The 17,322-nt window shown below is 69.5% G+C and carries 17 protein-coding genes; 6 read left to right on the top strand and 11 right to left on the bottom strand.

Going from position 1 to position 17,322, the window contains the following annotated elements:
• The first annotated feature begins 22 nt into the window (after positions 1–22).
• From ACFVVM_RS11525 to ACFVVM_RS11540, 4 genes are read left to right on the top strand one after another with little or no spacing between them, the layout of a single operon-like run.
• Complete coding sequence (locus tag ACFVVM_RS11525; protein WP_387616287.1) at positions 23–1,393, top strand: ABC transporter substrate-binding protein; 1,371 nt, start codon at positions 23–25, stop codon at positions 1,391–1,393.
• Positions 1,390–2,256 carry a metallophosphoesterase gene (locus ACFVVM_RS11530; protein ID WP_387616289.1) on the top strand — a complete coding sequence of 289 codons (867 nt, stop codon included), beginning with the start codon at positions 1,390–1,392 and terminating at the stop codon, positions 2,254–2,256. Before ACFVVM_RS11525 ends, ACFVVM_RS11530 begins: the two co-directional genes overlap by 4 nt.
• Entirely contained in the window at positions 2,253–3,203 is a 951-nt protein-coding gene (locus ACFVVM_RS11535; protein WP_387616291.1) for a carbohydrate ABC transporter permease, read from the top strand. Before ACFVVM_RS11530 ends, ACFVVM_RS11535 begins: the two co-directional genes overlap by 4 nt.
• Positions 3,193–4,005: a carbohydrate ABC transporter permease gene (locus tag ACFVVM_RS11540; protein ID WP_387616293.1), complete on the top strand. Its 813-nt coding sequence runs from the start codon at positions 3,193–3,195 to the stop codon at positions 4,003–4,005. The genes ACFVVM_RS11535 and ACFVVM_RS11540 overlap by 11 nt, the downstream gene beginning before the upstream one ends.
• Before the next feature lie 5 nt (positions 4,006–4,010).
• Here the strand turns inward: ACFVVM_RS11540 and ACFVVM_RS11545 are convergent, their stop codons facing one another.
• The 5 genes from ACFVVM_RS11545 to ACFVVM_RS11565 form a co-directional block, all read right to left on the bottom strand.
• Entirely contained in the window at positions 4,011–4,928 is a 918-nt protein-coding gene (locus ACFVVM_RS11545; protein ID WP_387616295.1) for a LysR family transcriptional regulator, read from the bottom strand.
• A gap of 108 nt (positions 4,929–5,036) precedes the next feature.
• Positions 5,037–5,705 carry an O-methyltransferase gene (locus ACFVVM_RS11550; protein WP_387616297.1) on the bottom strand — a complete coding sequence of 223 codons (669 nt, stop codon included), beginning with the start codon at positions 5,703–5,705 and terminating at the stop codon, positions 5,037–5,039.
• Positions 5,706–5,768: 63 nt separating this feature from the next.
• Entirely contained in the window at positions 5,769–6,767 is a 999-nt protein-coding gene (locus tag ACFVVM_RS11555; RefSeq protein WP_387616299.1) for a hypothetical protein, read from the bottom strand.
• A 2-nt stretch (positions 6,768–6,769) separates the two neighbouring features.
• Positions 6,770–7,102, bottom strand: coding sequence for a type VII secretion target (locus ACFVVM_RS11560; protein WP_387616301.1), 333 nt, complete (start codon positions 7,100–7,102; stop codon positions 6,770–6,772).
• A gap of 118 nt (positions 7,103–7,220) precedes the next feature.
• A complete protein-coding gene (locus tag ACFVVM_RS11565) occupies positions 7,221–7,766 on the bottom strand; it encodes a YbaB/EbfC family nucleoid-associated protein (protein WP_387616303.1) in 546 nt (181 codons plus the stop codon).
• A gap of 259 nt (positions 7,767–8,025) precedes the next feature.
• Between ACFVVM_RS11565 and ACFVVM_RS11570 the strand changes: the two genes are divergently transcribed.
• Positions 8,026–9,336 (top strand): lipase family protein, encoded by a 1,311-nt coding sequence (locus tag ACFVVM_RS11570; RefSeq protein ID WP_387616305.1) that lies wholly within the window; start codon positions 8,026–8,028, stop codon positions 9,334–9,336.
• A 50-nt stretch (positions 9,337–9,386) separates the two neighbouring features.
• Here the strand turns inward: ACFVVM_RS11570 and ACFVVM_RS11575 are convergent, their stop codons facing one another.
• The 4 genes from ACFVVM_RS11575 to ACFVVM_RS11590 form a co-directional block, all read right to left on the bottom strand.
• A complete protein-coding gene (locus ACFVVM_RS11575; protein ID WP_387616307.1) occupies positions 9,387–11,108 on the bottom strand; it encodes an urease subunit alpha in 1,722 nt (573 codons plus the stop codon).
• 33 nt (positions 11,109–11,141) lie between these two features.
• Positions 11,142–11,453: an urease subunit beta gene (locus ACFVVM_RS11580; RefSeq protein ID WP_071927576.1), complete on the bottom strand. Its 312-nt coding sequence runs from the start codon at positions 11,451–11,453 to the stop codon at positions 11,142–11,144.
• 8 nt (positions 11,454–11,461) lie between these two features.
• Positions 11,462–11,764, bottom strand: a complete 303-nt coding sequence (locus ACFVVM_RS11585; RefSeq protein ID WP_218716289.1) for an urease subunit gamma — start codon at positions 11,762–11,764, stop codon at positions 11,462–11,464.
• A 124-nt stretch (positions 11,765–11,888) separates the two neighbouring features.
• Positions 11,889–13,388 (bottom strand): alpha/beta fold hydrolase, encoded by a 1,500-nt coding sequence (locus ACFVVM_RS11590; protein WP_387616309.1) that lies wholly within the window; start codon positions 13,386–13,388, stop codon positions 11,889–11,891.
• A gap of 211 nt (positions 13,389–13,599) precedes the next feature.
• Between ACFVVM_RS11590 and ACFVVM_RS11595 the strand changes: the two genes are divergently transcribed.
• Entirely contained in the window at positions 13,600–14,190 is a 591-nt protein-coding gene (locus ACFVVM_RS11595; protein ID WP_387616311.1) for an exonuclease domain-containing protein, read from the top strand.
• 107 nt (positions 14,191–14,297) lie between these two features.
• Here ACFVVM_RS11595 and ACFVVM_RS11600 read toward each other — a convergent pair whose 3' ends face one another.
• Complete coding sequence (locus ACFVVM_RS11600) at positions 14,298–15,614, bottom strand: ferric reductase-like transmembrane domain-containing protein (protein ID WP_387616313.1); 1,317 nt, start codon at positions 15,612–15,614, stop codon at positions 14,298–14,300.
• Between the two features lie 25 nt (positions 15,615–15,639).
• A complete protein-coding gene (locus ACFVVM_RS11605) occupies positions 15,640–17,268 on the bottom strand; it encodes an MFS transporter (protein WP_387616315.1) in 1,629 nt (542 codons plus the stop codon).
• Positions 17,269–17,322: the final 54 nt, after the last annotated feature.

Here is a 17,322-nt window from a genome sequence, read left to right on the forward strand (position 1 = left end):
CACCCCGATGAGGAGAATCACCATGAAACGCACCCTGCCCATACTGGGCGTGGTGTTCGCCACCGCCGTCGCGCTGAGCGGCTGCGGGTTGGGCGGCACCGTGGCCACCGACGACACGGCGGCCGCGCAGATCCCCGAACTCGCCCCCGACCAGCAGGTCGAGATCACCTTCGAGTCCTACAGCTACGGCGCCGCGGGCGCGTGGACCGAGACCTTCGACGAACTCCTCGGCGAGTTCGGCCAGAAGTACCCCAACATCAAGGTCACCGCGCAGAAGCCGCAGGGCAACAGCCCCAACCCGGCGACCGACACCATCTCCAGCATCCAGAACCAGCTGGTCGCGGGCACCCCGCCCGATGTCGCCCAGCTCGGCTTCAGCGATCTGGACTTCACGATCACCCAGCTGCGCGCCAAGCCGCTCGACACCCTGGTCGGCGCGGACGAGGTGGCCGCCAACTTCGACGGTTCCCCGCACGCCTACGCCCCGCGCGCCCGCACCCTCGACGACTGGGACGGCCACACCTATGGTGTGCCGTTCGTGTTCTCCACGCCGGTGCTGTACCTGAACGCCTCGTTGTTCACCGCCGCCGGTCTCGACCCGGCCGACGTGCCGGCCACCTGGGCCGAGGTGGCCGAGGCCGCGAAGGTGATCGCCGACCGCACCGGTAAGGGCGGGGTGTACATCGACTGCCTCACCAAGTCGGCCAAGGACTGGTGCTTCCAGTCGCTGGTGCGCTCCAACGGTGGCCGCGTCATCGCCGAGGACCGCAGCACCCTCACCTACGCCGATCCGGCCGCCGTCGAGGTGGTCCGGATGGCCCAGGATCTGGTGAACACCGGCAGCATGCCCAAGCTGAACCAGCCGCAGAGCTGGGAGGCGTTCGCGCGCGGCGATGTCGCGATGATGCTGGAGACCAGTGCCCTGCAGAGCATGTTCGTGACCGGCGCCAAGGACAAGTGGGATCTGCGCTCGGCCCCGATGCCCGGTTTCGGCGGCAAGCCGATCGTGCCGACCAATTCCGGTGCGGGCCTGCACATCCTGTCCAACGATCCGGCCAAGCAGCGTGCCTCCTGGGAGCTGATCAAGTTCCTCACCAGTGAGGAGTCCTTCGTGAAGATCGCGACGAAGATCGGCTATCTGCCGCTGCGCACCGGCCTGCTCGAGCAGCCCGACGCCCTGAAGGACTGGGCCGAGGCCAACCCCCTGCTCAAGCCCAATGTCGCCCAGCTCGCCACCATGGAGCCGTGGGTGTCCATGCCGGGCAACAACTACCTGCAGATGCGCGACGGCATGATGGACGCGATCGAGGCGGTCGTGTTCCAGGGCAAAGACGCGCAGTCCACCCTGACCGCAGCCCAGACCGAGGGCAACAAACTCCTCCCGACGACATGAGCGGCCGCAGCGAGCTGACGATCGTCCAGCTCACCGACACCCACCTGCGCCCGGCCGGTGAACTCCTGCGCGGCACGGTCGACACCCACGCCAACCTCACCCGCGTGCTGACCCTGCTCCGCGAGGCCGGTCAGCCGGTCGACGCGCTGGTGCTCTCGGGCGATCTCACCGACGACGGTTCCCCCGAGGCGTATCGACGGCTGCGCGCGGCCGTCGAGCCGGTCGCGGCGGACCTGGATGCCCAGATCATCTATGCCATGGGCAATCACGACGAGCGGGTGGCCTTCGCGGTCGAACTGCTCGACCGCGAGCCCGGCACCGTCGATCCGGACCAGCCGCACGATCAGCGCACCGAGATCGACGGCCTGCGCGTCATCACCCTCGACAGCACCACGCCGACGCGCCACGACGGTTATCTCGAACCCGAGCAGTTGGTCTGGCTGGCAGCGCAATTGCGCGAACCGGCCCCGCGCGGGACTCTGCTGATCCTGCACCATCCGCCGCTGCCGTCCTCGGTTCCGGCGACCGATCTGCTCAGGCTCGAAAATGCCGAGGACCTGGCGGCCGTGGTGGCGGGCACGGATGTCCGGATGATCCTGTGCGGGCACAACCACCTCACCGCGGCGGCCGCGCTGGCCGGGATCCCGGTGTGGATCGGGCCCGCGCTGGCGTATCGCCTCGATCCGATGGCACCGGTGGGCAGGCAGCGCGGTTTCGCCGGATTCGGTTACAGCCGTATCGATCTCGTCGGCGACACGATCCTGGCCACCGCGATCGAGGCCACCCCGGCCGAACCGGTCTACGACCGCGCCGAGGACGAGATCCTGGACCAGATCGTCGCGCACGTGGCACAGGCGCGGTGACGGTGTTCGTCCTCGAGGAAACCCCGGCGCCGGTGCGCACCGAGGCGGCCACCGTGCCGCGTCGGTTCACCCGGCGCCGGGTCGCCCGGCTCGCCGCGCCCTACCTGTACCTCGCCCCGGCACTCGTGCTGCTGGTGGTGTGGACCTATCGGCCGCTGGCCCAGGCGGTGCAGCTGTCGACGTATTCGTGGAACCTGCTGCCGACCGCGCCGATGATTCCGGTCGGCACGGCCAATTACACCCGGCTGCTGGAACTTCCGTCGTTCTGGGCGTCGCTGGGCCGCACCGGTGTGCTCATCGGTGCCCTGTTGCCGTTCACCGTGTTCCTGCCGGTGCTGATCGCGCTGGCGAGCAGGCGGATTCTCGGCCGGTCGCGCACGATCTACCAGGCGCTGATCTTCGCCCCGTTCCTCATCGCCCCTGTCGCGACCGCCGCGGTCTGGCGGTGGCTGCTGCATCCGGGCGCGGGCTTCGTCGACCAGCTCCTCGGCACCGGGCACAACTGGGTCTACGACGCCTCCACCTCGCACCTGGTGATCATCGTGATCACCGGCTGGCAGCTGCTCGGCTTCGCCGTGCTGGTGGTGTGGGCCGGGCTCGCCGGAATCAGTGGCGACTACGGCGAGGCCGCCCAGGTCGACGGCGCCTCACCCGGCCAGATCCGGCGCTGGATCACCCTGCCGCTGCTCTCGCCCACCCTGGTGTTCCTCGTGCTCACCACCGTCCTGCTCACCCCCACCCTGACCTTCCCGCTGATCGACTCGATGACCCAGGGCGGCCCGTCCCAGTCCACCACCAACATCTACTACCTGCTGTGGGACTACGCCTTCCGCTCCTTCGACGCCGGCCTGAGCGCCGCGGCGGGCGTGCTGCTGTTCGTCGGGTTCGGTGTGCTGGCGGCGCTGCTGGTCTGGATCTCGGAAAAGGTTGCCTTCCATGATGATTGAGCGTCTACGCGGCGTGGGCAGCCATCTGCTGCTCGCCGGGACCTCGCTGGTGTGCGTGTTCCCGATCTACTGGCTGTTCGCGACCGCGTTGCGCAGGCCGCAGGACGTCACCTCGCTGTCGCCGCTGCCGTGGCCGCTGTCGATCGACAACTTCCTCGACGCCGCCGACAAGGTCGACGTCCTCGGTCTGATCGCCAACACGTTCTTCGTGGCGATCCTGTCCGCGACCGCCCAGCTGCTGATCGCGCTGCTCGCCTCGTACGCCTTCGCGGTGTACACCTTTCCGCTGCAGCGGGTGCTGTACCTGGCCTTCGTCGGGATCTGGCTGGTGCCGTTCCAGGTCACCATGCTGCCCAACTACATCCTGCTCACCCAGCTCGGGCTGATCAACACGCTGATCGGCGTCGTGCTGCCGACGATGTGCTCGGCGCTGGCGGTGCTGCTGTTGCGCCAGCACATGGCGGCGTTCCCCAAGGAGCTCATCGCCGCGGCGCGGATCGACGGCCGCTCGTCGTGGTCGATCCTGTGGACGGTGGTGGTGCCGAACCTGCGGCCCGCGCTCGCCGCGCTGGGCATCCTGCTGTTCATCAATTCCTGGAACGAGTACTTCTGGCCCGCGGTGGTGCTGCGGCAGTCCAATTCCGTACTGCAGCTGGGCCTGCGCAGCTTCATGGGCACCGAGGGCGATCAGTGGGGGCCGATGATGGCGCTGGCCGGGCTGGCGTGTCTGCCGGTGCTGCTGCTGTATCTGGTGCTGCAGCGCCAGATCGTCAACGCGTTCGTGCGGTCGGGGCTCAAGTGAGTCGGTCAGACCGACAGGACCGGCAGATCGCGGGCCGCGTCGAGGCAGTCCAGGAACAGCGCGACCGCGGGATTGGGGTCATCGGCGCGCCACACCGCGTACACGTCCAGGGTGGGGACCGGGTCGAGCAGCTTCACCGCGACCGAACTGCTGTGCGCGGCACCCATCCCCTCCGCGATCGCCCGCGGCAGCGAGGCGAAACCCACCAGCGGCCGCACCGAGACCATGTGCGCGGTGGCGCCGGGATCGTCGGCCGAATGGGTGACGGTGAGCGCGATCCGGGTCGCGGCGGCCGAGCGCAGGATGGCGTCGTACATCGCCGGACACTGCTCGCGCGCGAACAGCACGCACTGCTGGTCCTGGAGTTCGGCGAACGGCACCGCGGCGCGCTCGGCCCAGCGGTGCCGCTTGCCGACCACGGCCACCAGCGGAATCCGGTGCAGCACACGGCGATACCGGAACTCCGCGGTGGCGGGATGGCCGTAGACCAGCGCCACGTCCAGGGAACCGTCGGCCAGTGCCGCCAGTTGCGGGCCGGTGCGCTTCTCCCACAGCGTCACGCCGACATCGGGATGACGCTCGGTCAGCCTGGTCAGCGCGTCGGGGAGGATGTGCCTGCTCGCGGGCAGGTTGTAGCCGATGCTCAGGCTGCCCGCCCTGCCCTCGGCGGTGGCCTTGGCGACCTGGGCGGCCCGGTCGAGCTGGGCGACGATCTGGCGGGCCTGTACCTCGAACTCCCGGCCCGCCGGAGTCAACCGCACCTCGTGGGAGGTCCGGGCGACCAGTTGCACGCCGAGCGAGCGCTCCAGCTTCTGCAGCTGGGCGCTCAGACTCGGCTGGGTCAGGTGCAGGCGCCGCGCGGCACGACCGAAGTGCAGTTCCTCGGCGATGGCGATGAACGAGACGAGGTGTCGGAACTCCATGACGCGGCTCCTTGTCGAGTACCTCCCACGCTATCGACAGCGGATAACCCGCGGTGAATCACCGATGCCCGGCAGTCGCCCCCGAGGTGTCCGCCGCGTGAAGCGTGCTCAGGACGCGGGCCCGTTGACGACCGCGTAGGCGAATCCGTCCCACCCCTTGGAACCGACCGTCTGGATCACCGTCGCGTCCAGGCTCGGTTCGGCGGCGAGCAATTCGATCAGTTCGCGGCTCGCGAGCGCGTTCGGGTCCTCGGAGTGCTCGTCGGCGACCGCGCCGCCGCGCACGACATTGTCGACGATGATCACCGAACCCGGCCGGGTCAGGCGCAGCGCCCACTGCACGTAGTTGGGGTTGTTCACCTTGTCGGCGTCGATGAACACCAGGTCGAACGGCTCGGTCGCGTCCTCGGCGACACCGGGCAGGGTGTCCAGCGCGGCGCCGACCCGGATGTCGACCCGCGCGCCGACGCCCGCCCGGTCCAGGTTCTCGCGCGCGACCTTGGCGTGACGCGGCTCGAACTCGAGGGTGACGACGAGTCCGCCGTCACCGACCGCGCGCGCCAGCCACTCCGTGCTGTATCCGCCGAGCGTGCCGATCTCGAGCACCCGCCGCGCACCGGCGGTGCGGGCCAGCAGATTCAGCAGTTTGCCCTGCGGCGGGGAGACGTCGATCGCGGGCAGCCCGGCCGAGGCGTTGGCCGCCAGCGCGGGCGAACCCTCGGTGCCCACGAGAGTGTCAACGACATAGGAATCGACGTCTTCCCAGGTATTGGTCATGGTGGCAGTCTGCCACCGCGGACCCGGTCGGCGCCGGATTCAGCGCAGGGTGATCGTCATCGCTCAGACTCCGGCCGCGGCGGTCTGCGCCTCGTAGACACCTCGGATGATCTCCTTGGCCGCACCGGCCAGCTGCTTGACGTTGACGAGTTCCTTGGCCATGGTGATCAGCAGCTGCGAGACGGTCATGCTCGCGGACGAGATGTCGAACAGCGCTCGCGCGATCAGCGCCGGGGTGGCGGTGCCCGCGGAGGCGATGAGCAGCGCGGTGATCTCGGCCAGCATGCCCGCCAAACTGCTGAGCACCTCGGTGATCACCCCGCGTACCGCCTCGACGATGCGCTTCATCGCGTCGTTGACCTTGGCCAGCGCCTCGGCCAGCGCCGCCTTCTCGGCGATGCTCGCGGCCAGTTCGGTGGCCTTGGCGCGGTAGGCCTCCCTGGCGGCGCCGATCCATTCGGCGGTGCCCTCCTCGATCTGGGTCGCCCACTCCTGCGCCACATCGGTGAGCCGCTCGGCGATCTTGGTCCACGAGGCCGAATACGCCTCGACCATGTCGGGATTGCCCGCCAGCGAGTCCAGGGTCTTGCGCAGCGGCTCGACGTGTTCGAGCATCCAGCTCATCAGCTGGCTGCCGAGGAAGTTGAACGGGTCGAACTTGGCCAGGGTGGAGCCCTTGGCGATGGCGGTGCCCATCTTGGCCAGTTCGCCCCACTGCCCGGCGGTCCCGGCGGCGCTGGTGATGGCGGAGATCTTGTCGGTGATCGAGGAGTCGCTGGTGAAGGCGTTGACCAGGTTCGAGGCGCCTTCGAAGGTGTCACCGGCGAGGGTGCCCTTCATGATTCCGCCGTCGGCCGCGTCCTCGCCCTCGGCCAGGCTGGTGCGGCCGACATTACGCAGGAAGGGATTGGTTTCCTGGTAGTACTCGTCGCGGAAATCGGTGCCGGGTGCGATCAGGTCGTTGGCGGGCGCGGGGGCGTCGTCGAAGGTGTCGAGATCTTCGCCGGGCACCCACACCCCGGACTCGTTGAGGAACGTTCCCAGCGCGGTCTGCTCGGCCACGGTCACACCCGCCCGGCGATCTCGGCGGCCCTCGCGGCGATGTCGCCGGCGAAGGAGCCGTCGCGGTTCTCGAAAGCGTCCGCGGCGGTGCGCAATTTGCCGGGCATGGCACCGGTCAGTTCGTCGAGAGTCGTGAGGGCCTCGGTGATCGAGTCGTGCAGGTCGGTCAGGATCATGGCGGCGTAGGGGCGCACGAGCGTGCCGTACCCGTCATCGGCGTGGGCGAGATAGCTCGCGGCCTCCAGCGCGCCGGCCAGATCGACGGCCACCGCACCCACCTTCGCCGCGTGGGCGCGAATCGCCCCCGGCGCCACCTGGACCTGCTTGCTCGTCATTCGCCGTCCCCACTCTCTGCACGGCCGCCTCCCGGCGGCGGATTTGTTCGAGTCGACTAGTTGGACGCGCGTGGGGGTGGTTCGGTTCCCACGAAGGTGCGACCGGTACCGCGTGGAGTTATTGCAGCCAGGATTTGCGCTGGTAGAACAGATCTTCGTCGGTCGGCTCCTCGGGGGCGACCACCCGGTCACGATCGGGCTTGCGGGTCGCGGGCGCGTCGGGCGCGGTGGCGGCGGGCCACGGGGCGGCAGGCGGCGCCGGGGGCGAGGGTGGCGTGGGGGCCTGCTCCGAGGGAGCCGGTTCGGGATCGGGGAAGCGCTCGGCGTACTGGCCGACGATGGCCTCGCCCGCGTCGTCGGTGCCGACCATGTCGTGGACGAGTCCGGTCACGCGATCCCGCAGCCGGGCCTGCGCGCGGTGCGTGCACGCCATCAGCTCGTTCGCCACCGCGGCGGGGTCCATCCCGCGGACCGCGGGCGCCAGGGTGACGGCGGTGGTCACCCCGTTGGCATCGATGGTGACGCCGATCCGCCCGTCGGCCGAGGTCTCGGTGACGCTGACCTCGGTCATCTTGCCGTGCAGTTCCTGGTACCGCTGCGCCTTGCGCTCCAGATCCTCGGCCCAGCGCGACAATTCGTCGGCGGCGTTGTTCAGGTTGTCCATCGGCCCTCGTCCCCTCCTGCCGGCCCGTCCGGCGATCCGTGGTCCGGGACGCGTCGCTCCCGCCCCGCCCAGCTCGGCGCCGAGAGTACCCGACCCGGTTCGCCCGGCCGGGCACGCGGTTCCCGCACCCTGATTGCCCAGGAAGTAGTAACAGTGTTACCGTTCCAGGGTCGCGGGCCGGTGACATGGGTCACGGCTGGTTGCTACTGCGACGCGGCGCACATCACGCACCGGCGTGGTGACATCGATGGAGAGTTGCATGCGAAGAACACGATCGCTGGCCCGTCTCGCGGCAGTGACGGCACTGGTGTGCCTGGCCGCGGCGGCTGGTCACGGCGTCGGCGCCGGACAGGTGGCGGCCGCGCCACTGGACGGCTTCTACACCCCGCCCGCGCAGATCCCGCAGGAGCCGGGCGCGATCGTCAAGACCAAGCCGATGACCATCCTGGCGACCGCGCCCACCGAAGCGGGCTGGCCGGCGCAGGCCCAGCACGTCATGTACACCAGCCGCTTGCAGGACGGTTCCCCGGTCGCGGTGACCGGCACCTACATCGAGGCGACGAACCCCTGGCGCGGCGAGGGCCCGCGCCCGACCGTGGTGATCGGGCCGGGCACCTCGGGGCAGGCCGACCGGTGCGCGATGTCGGTGGCGTTCTCCACCGGCCTCTCGGTGACCGCCGATCCGGCCCTCGGGATCTCGGCGAACCAGGAACTGCCGTCCTCGGCCGCGTGGAGCATGCTCGGCGCCCGCGTGCTGGTCACCGATTACATCGGTCTCGGCACCCCGGGAATCCACACCTACGCCAACCGGTTCGAGAGCGCGCACGCGGTCCTCGACGGCGCCCGCGCGGCCAACACGCTCGCCGGTGTCGGCCCCGAGACCCCGGTGGTCTTCTGGGGGTACTCGCAGGGTGGCGGGGCCACCGCCGCCGCGGCGGAGATGCAGCCGGACTACGCGCCGGAGCTCAATCTCAAGGGCACCTGGGCAGGCGGCCCGGTCGCCGACCTCTCGGCGATCGTGGAGGTCATCGACGGCGCGCTGATCGGCGGCGCCATTGGCTACGGCGTCAACGCCATGCTCGCCCGCTATCCCGCATTGAGCACGGCGGTGGATCGGGTGACCACCCAGCAGGGGCGCGACATGCTCGCGACCCTGAGCGAGACGTGTGTGGCCGACCTGATCTTCTACCACCCGTTCCTGCGGACCAATTCGCTGACCGTGGACGGGCGCTCACTGAGCGAGCACCTGGTCGATCTCCCCGAAGCCGCGCCGGTACTCGCCGAACTGCGTCTCGGCAGCCGCGCACCGGCCACCCCGGTCCTGATCACCAGCGGGCGCAACGACGACACCGTCCCCTACGGTCAGGCCCGCCGTCTCGCCGAGGACTGGTGCGGTCAGGGCGGCACGGTCACCTTCCGCACCAACGAGCTGCCGCCGATCCTGCCGGGCACCACGATCCCGAATCACTTCGGCCCGGAACTGATCGACGGCTTCGGCCCGGACAACGCCATCTCCTACCTGCTCGACCGGCTCGCCGACAAGCCGGTCACCGGCTGCTCGTTCGACTGAACGAGAGTGGCCTCGAATGCCGCCGACAGCGTGGTCGGCGGCGTTCGTCGTCAGAAGAGGAAGTAGCGCTGGGCCATCGGGAGTTCGGTGGCCGGCGCCTCGGTCCAGACCTCGCCGTCCACGCGCACGGTGAAGGTGTCGGGATCGACCTCGATGTTCGGCATGGCGTCGTTGTGCGGCATGTCTGCCTTGGTGACCCGGCGAACGTTCTTGACCGGCACCAGCTTTCGGCGCACGTCCAGCCGGTCGGCCAGGCCGTCGGCGATGGCGTGTTCGGAGACGAAGTGCAGTGAGGTGGCCGCGGCGGCCGGGGCGGCGGCGCCGAACATCGGGCGCGGCAGCACCGGCTGCGGGGTGGGGATGGAGGCGTTGGCGTCACCCATCGCGGCCCAGGCGATCATGCCGCCCTTGAGCACGGCGTGCGGGCGGACGCCGAAGAACGCGGGCTCCCACAGCACCAGATCGGCGAGTTTGCCGACCTCCACCGAGCCGATCTCGTCGTCGAGGCCGTGCGAGATGGCCGGGCAGATGGTGTATTTGGCGATGTAGCGCTGAACCCTGGCATTGTCGGCCGCGCCGTCGCCGGGCAGCGCGCCGCGGCGCTTCTTCATCACGTGCGCGGTCTGCCAGGTGCGCATGACCACTTCGCCGATACGGCCCATGGCCTGGGAGTCCGAGCCGATCATCGAGATCGCGCCCAGATCGTGCAGCAGGTCTTCGGCGGCGATGGTGGAGGGCCGGATCCGGGACTCGGCGAAGGCCAGGTCCTCGGGGATCGACGGGCTCAGGTGGTGGCACACCATGAGCATGTCGAGGTGCTCGTCGAGGGTGTTCACGGTGTGCGGCCTGGTGGGGTTGGTGGAGCTGGGCAGCACGTTGAGATGCGAAGCGACGGTGATGATGTCGGGTGCGTGCCCGCCGCCCGCGCCCTCGGTGTGATAGGCGTGGATGCCGCGGCCCGCGATGGCGGCGAGGGTGTCCTCGACGAAACCGGCTTCGTTGAGCGTGTCGGAGTGCAGTGCCACCTGCACGCCCGCCGCATCGGCGACGGTGAGGCAGGCATCGATCGCGGCCGGGGTGGAGCCCCAGTCCTCGTGCAGCTTGAAACCCGATGCGCCGCCGCGCAATTGCTCCCACATGGATTCGTGGCTGACCGTGTTGCCCTTGCCGAGCAGCACGATGTTCATCGGCCAGTGGTCGAGCGATTCCAGCATCCGGGCCAGATGCCAGGAGCCGGGGGTGACGGTGGTGGCCTTGGAGCCCTCGGCGGGGCCGGTGCCGCCGCCGATGAGGGTGGTGATGCCGCCGCCGAGCGCCTCGTCCATCAGCTGGGGACAGATGAAGTGCACGTGACAGTCGATGGCGCCCGCGGTGAGGATGCGGCCGTTGCCCGCGATGATCTCGGTCGACGGGCCGACGACCAGATCCGGGTGCACGCCCGACATGGTGTCGGGGTTGCCCGCCTTGCCGATCCCGCAGATGCGGCCGTCGCGGATGCCGACGTCGGCCTTGATGATCCCCCAGTGGTCGACGATCACCACGCCGGTGATGACGGTGTCGGGGGCGCCGTCGGCGCGGGTGGCGCGCGACTGGCCCATCGATTCGCGCAGCACCTTGCCGCCGCCGAAGACGGCTTCCTCACCGGCCAGGCCGGGTCCGCCGCTGCGGTCCTCGGTGATCTCGATCAGCAGGTCGGTGTCGGCGAGGCGGATGCGGTCGCCGGTGGTGGGCCCGAACAGTTCGGCGTAGCGGGCGCGGCTCAGTTCGCTCATCGGCTCTCTCCCGGAGTGCGGATCGGGTGGGTGTCAGGCATCGAGGCGTCCCGGCGGATTCGGGCTGATGCCGTAGACCTCGCGGGTGCCGCCGAGCGGAACCAGGGCAACGCGTTGCGGCAGACCGGGTTCGAAGCGCACCGCGGTGCCCGCCGGGATGTCGAGGCGATGGCCGTGCGCGGCGGCGCGGTCGAAGTCGAGCGCGGCGTTGGCCTGCGGGAAGTGCACGTGGCTGCCCACCTGCACCGGCCGGTCGCCGGTGTTGACGACATCGAGTTCCACGCGGATCGCGCCCGCGTTCAGCTCGATCGTGCCCTCGGCACAGAGATACTCACCGGGAATCATGGCCTCGCCTATCCGATCGGGTGGTGCACGGTGACGAGCTTGGTGCCGTCGGGGAACGTCGCCTCGACCTGTACGTCGTGGATCATCTCCGGCACGCCGTCCATCACGTCGTCACGGGTCAGTACCGAGCGCCCCGACGACATCAGCTCGGCCACCGTCCGCCCGTCGCGCGCCCCCTCGAGCACGTGATCGGTGATCAGCGCGACCGCCTCGGGATGATTGAGCTTGAGTCCCCGCGCCTGCCTCCGGCGCGCCAGCTCGGCCGCATAACTCAGCAGCAGCCGTTCCTGCTCGTGCGGCGACAGGCGCATCGATTCTCTCCTCGGCGGGTCGTGGTCGGTGTGCGACATTCTGGCATGTCCCCATGTCGGGCGCCTGTCCAGTGCCATCGGACACACCCGGTCGCGGTCGCCGGTGAGCGGCTGTGGCGACCGGTCAGCAGAGCAGCCCGTCCGCCGGTGTCTCGAGGTCGACCAGGTAGCGGATCACCGCGTCGTCGACGCAGCTCACACCCTGGAGGGCGACCGTGTGCTGGTTGCCCTCGTAGGTGATCAGCGCGGCGTCGAGCTGGCGGGCCAGGGCGATGCCGTCGCTGTGCGGGGTGGCCGGGTCGCCGGTCGTCGACACCACCACGGTCCGCGGCAGGTCAGGTATCGACAGGGTGTGCGGCTCGGTGGTGTTGGGCACCGGCCAGAAGGCGCACAGTTCCTTCGGCGCGGCGCCGGTGGCCCGCCCGTCGTCCAGGAACGGTGCCGCCCGCCGGTATTCGGCGTCGAGGCGGGCGACGACGGCGCGATCGTGGATGCGTGGGGTGTCGACACAGCGGATCACATGGAACGCGTCGGTGAAGCCCGCGTAGGTTCCGTCGTCGCGGCGATCCTCGAGCTGGTCGGCCACCTGGAGCAGCACATCGCCGTAACCCTCGCGCAGTTCCGCCAGCCCGGCGGTCAGTGTTTCCCACGCGTCCTCCCAGTACAACGACCAGATCACCCCGGACACGGCGTCGTTGTAGGACAGTCCGCGCGGATCGTCGGTGTACGCCGGTGCCGTGCGCAGCGGCTCGAGCAGCTCCTGGAAGCTCCGCACCGCCGTGGCGGCATCGGTACCGAGCGGGCACCCCGAATCCAGCACGCACGCGGCGGCGAACGCCTCGAAGGCCTGCTGGAATCCGGCGGCCTGGGTGACGGCGTCGTCGACGGGATCGGCCGACGGATCGACCGCCCCGTCGAGCACCAGTGCCCGGACCCGCTGCGGGAACCGCTCCGCGTAGGCCGACCCGAGCCGTGTGCCGTAGGAGTAGCCGACCGCGGTCAACCGCTCCTCGTCCAGGACGGCCCGAACCACATCCATGTCCTGGGACACCTCGCGGGTACCCAGGTGGGCGAGCAGGTCCCGGCCGTTGCGCCGCTCACACGCCTCGGCGTAGTCGATGAGATCGAGTTCGGCCGCCGCGATCCCCTCCGGCGTGTTCTCCAGTGGCGGTTCGGCCCGTTCGGCATCGGTCTCCGGTCCGGTCAGGCAGGCGACGGCGGGAATCGAGTCCCCGACCCCGCGCGGATCGAACCCGATCCGGTCGAACCGCTGGGCGATCTCGGTGTCGCGCCCGTAGTTCGCCATCCACAGCCCCGACCCGCCCGGCCCACCGGGCAGCATCAGCACCGAGCCGATCCGCCGCTCGCTCGCCTCGACCCGGGAGAGCGCGATCTGCACGACGGTGCCGTCCGGGCGCGCGTAGTCGAGTGGGACGTCGATCCTGGCGCACCGGATCGGCGGCTCGGTGTCGTCGATGTACACGTCGTAGGAGTCGCATTCCGCCCAGCTCACCCGCTGGTCGTAGAACCGTTCCAGGCCGGGCGCCGGGGGCGTCCGCGCCGTCCCCGGATCATCGGCGCTCGCACCGCAACTCGTCACACCCACACCGACCGCGATCACCATCGCGACACGCCACATTCGAAACACTCGGCGGAATCTTGCCAGTGCCCGGCGGATATATCGCGCACTGTGATCGACTCCCTCGTAGGCGATGGAGCGGACCGGTGATCAGGTGTTGTGACCAGCGGCATCGGTGGTCGTGGTCGGGTATGGGTGCGTGCGCGGAACGGAAATCCGGTGGAAGGCGCGGGGTGTGGGCCGTAGCGTCGGGGTCATGAACGCACTGACCGGATTGCTCAATGTCGTCGATGTGGAGGCGACGTGCTGGGCGGGGCCGACGCCGCCGGGGCAGGTGAACGAGATCATCGAGGTGGGGATCACCGTGGTGGATCTCGGGGCGAAGGCGCGGGTGAGCAGGCACGGGATTCTCGTGCGGCCGACGCGGTCGCGGGTGAGCGAGTTCTGCACCGAGCTGACCGGGCTCACCCAGGAGCAGGTCGACGCGGGCGTGGATTTCGCCGAGGCGTGCCGGTTGCTGGCGACCGAGTTCGAGGCGGGGTCGCGGCCGTGGGCGAGCTGGGGCGACTACGACCGCAAGCAGTTCCGGACCCAGTGCGCGGCGACGGGGGTGCGGTATCCGTTCAGTGGGCGCCACACCAATGCCAAGCAGGTCTTCAGCGAGTCCCACGGATTGCGCAAGCGGCCGGGGATGGCGGCGGCGCTGCCGCTGGCCGGGTTGACGCTGGTGGGCCGCCATCATCGGGGCGAGGACGACGCCTGGAACATCGGCGCCCTGGTGGTCGACGTGCTCGGTCGTGGCGATTGGCGGGTGACCACCGACGAGACGCACTCCCCGTCACGGTGACGGTGGGTCAGTTGGTCGCGAGGGCGAACCAGGTCGCGGCGACGAGCAGGATGATCGCGATCGCGACGACCGCGCGGGTGGTGTAGATGTGGCGCACGATGCTCCGTTCAGACGAAGTTGAAGCGCTCGGTGTGGATGCGCTCGGCCGGGATGTCGAGGGCGGCGAGCGCGTCCTCGACCGCGGTGACCATCGGCCCGGGACCGCAGATGAAGTACTGGCCGCGCAGGTGACCGGCCGGGAGGTGACGGGCCAGCATCGCTCGATCGATGAAGCCGTGCTCGCCCTCCCACTCCGCGGGCGGATTCTCGGGCACGAGGACGAAGGTGAGGTCCAGTCGCGGTGCGAGCGTGCGGATCTCGTCGTAGAGCGTCGCGTCGTCGAAGGAGCGCACCGCGTACAGCAGCAGCACCGGGCGGCGGTCACCGCGATCGGCCATGGTGCGCAGAATGCTGGTCATGGGCGTGATGCCGACGCCACCCGCGATGAGGACGAACACCGCGCCTTCATTGCGATCAGGGCTGAACACCCCGTGCGGCCCGTCGACGTAGGCACGGGTGCCCGGCGCGATCCCGCCGACCGTGCCGGTGAAGTCGCCGAGTGACTTGATCGTCATCTCGACCCGTTCGCCGTCCTCGGCACTGGAGGAGAACGAGAACGGATGCGCGGTGATCGAGAACGCCGAGCGATCGACGACCAGCCACCCGAATTGCCCCGGCTCGAACCGGAATCCGGCATGGCCGTCGGGCCGCATCCGCAGGGTGTGCGCGTTCCCGCGTTCGGCGACGACCTCCTCGATCGCCCACGGCCTGCGCAGCCGTGCGATCGGCCGCACCACCCGCACCCACAGCAGCAGCGCCACCAGGCAGACGGTCATCACCACCCACAGCCACTTCTTCCACGGCTGGTCGAGGTAGTAGCCGACGAGCAGCATGTGGGCGAGCGCGAAGGCGACGACCAGCACCGACAGTCCCCCGTGCAGCACGTGCCACACCTCGTAGCGGATCCGCAGGCGCTGCCGCCAGATCGAGGTGGCGACCACGATCAGCAGCAGCACCGTCGAGGCCACCGCGAACCGCGCCCGCGGCGGCGCCTCCACGAGATTCAGCAGTCCGATGATGTCGGTCCCCGCGAGCTGCAGCAGCACCGGGTGCGCCAGCACGAAAGCCAGTGCGACATAGGACACCTGGCGATGGAACTGCACCAGCGCGTCCTCGCCGAACGGCGCGGCGACCGCCTGGAACCGGGCGACCAGCGCGAACTGCATGCCGAGCATCGACATACCGATGAATCCCAGTGCCACGGAGAACTCGGTCAGGAATCCGCGCCCCGGCTCCGCGATCCCGATGACCGCGAAGATCAGCGGCACCACCGCCACCGCCAGATACAGGCCGAGCCACGCCACCCCGCGAAGCATCAGTGACATCGGATTCCCTCCGGTTGGCTCGGCGTCATGGTTCGGGCGACGGATCCGGGATCTCGCCGGGCCGGTAGTTCGGCAGCCGGCCGGCGGGCAGGATCGCGGTCGCGCTGATTCCGGCCAGGATGAGCAGGCCCAGTTTCAGGGTGCGCAGGCGGGCGTCCTCGTTGATCCGGACCGCGGCGTCGACCTGTTCCGGGGTGGCGTCGGTGCGTTCGAGGACTTCGTGCAGCCGGTCGTTGCCGACGAAGTCGACCTTGTCGAGATCCACCTGGACGACCAGCGATTCGGGCAGGTCGAGGCTGCTCATGACGGACTGGCCGACGGTGAAGCTCAGGATCGTCACCAGCAGGGCCCCGACCACGGCGGTGCCGACCGCGGAGGCGAGGTTCTGGGTGGTCCCCCGGATCGATCCCACGTCGCCGGCCAGACGGGTGGGCGCGGCGGTGACGAGCACGTTGAACACCAGGGTGACCAGTGCGCCCTGGCCGATGCCGAACACGATCAACCCGGCGATCGTGGGCAGCGTCTCCCAGTTGTTGTTCACCACGTAGGCGAGCCAGACGAGCGCGCCGGTGGTCAGGGTGAACGAGAAGATGCCGATGGTGCGGGAGCTGTAGTGCTTGTAGAACCGGACGACGAGGGTCGCGGTGACGAAGACGGTGAGGTTGAACGGCATCATCGCCAGGGCGGTGTCGAACGGTGACCGGCCCTGCACGATCTGGATGTAGAGCGGGACGGTGAAGTTCAGGGCCGCCTCGAGCGCGACGACGATGAACATCGCGTACACGGCGGCGCGCTCGCGGGAGCTGCCGAGGACCGACAGGTCGACCAGCGGCGCCTTGCCCGCCCGCATCCGCTGTCGCGTCCAGACGAAGAAGGCCTGCCCTAGGACTATCCCGAGCACGATCAGCACGGGCGCGGGTGAGAGGCCGAGCAGATCGAACGGTGCCGCGGGGTCGGCGAAGAACACGCCCCAGCCGTTGAGATTGTTGAACCCCAGGGTGAGCAGCACGACCGCGGCACCGATGAGAACCGCAGCGACGAGGTCGATGTCGATGCCCGCGGCGCCGTGATCGGAGCGCAGGGTGAAGCTGAACGCGAACACGATCACCGCGAGGACGAGCACGATGCCGAACACCGGTCGCCAGCCGACCAGCGAGCCGAGCGCGCCACCGAGGAAGAACGCGCTCACGCCGGAGATGGCGCGCGCGGACCCGAGCGAGCCGATGGCGGTCGCCTGTTGATCGCCGTGATAGTTCTCCGCGATCAGGGCAACCAGCGCCGGGACGATGATCGCGGCGGACGCGCCGGCCACCGCCTGTCCGGCGATCGCCCAGCTCACCGAGGGCGCGAAGATCATCATCAGCGCCGAGACGGCGAAGGTGGCGACGACGAAACGGAAGATCCGCAGCCAGCCGATCCGCTGCCCGAGTTTGGCGCCGACCATGACCAGCGCGGCGACCGACAGGCCGTAGACGACGATCGTCGAACTGACCACGGTCGGCGCGGAACCGAAATCCTCGACCATGCCGCCGAGGGAGACCGGCAGTGCGGCGACATTGAACGACATGAGGACCTGGGCGAAGAACAGGCCGACCATCGGCAGCCAGGAAGCCCGCTCCGAATGGATTGCCGCCGAGGCGGATTCAGCCGCCATTCGTTCCCCTTCGCCGCGCCGAGATGTCCGACCGAGCCGAGCTGGAATGGCCGT

It is taken from the genome of Nocardia sp. NPDC058176, assembly GCF_042883805.1.
Lineage (GTDB): Bacteria > Actinomycetota > Actinomycetes > Mycobacteriales > Mycobacteriaceae > Nocardia.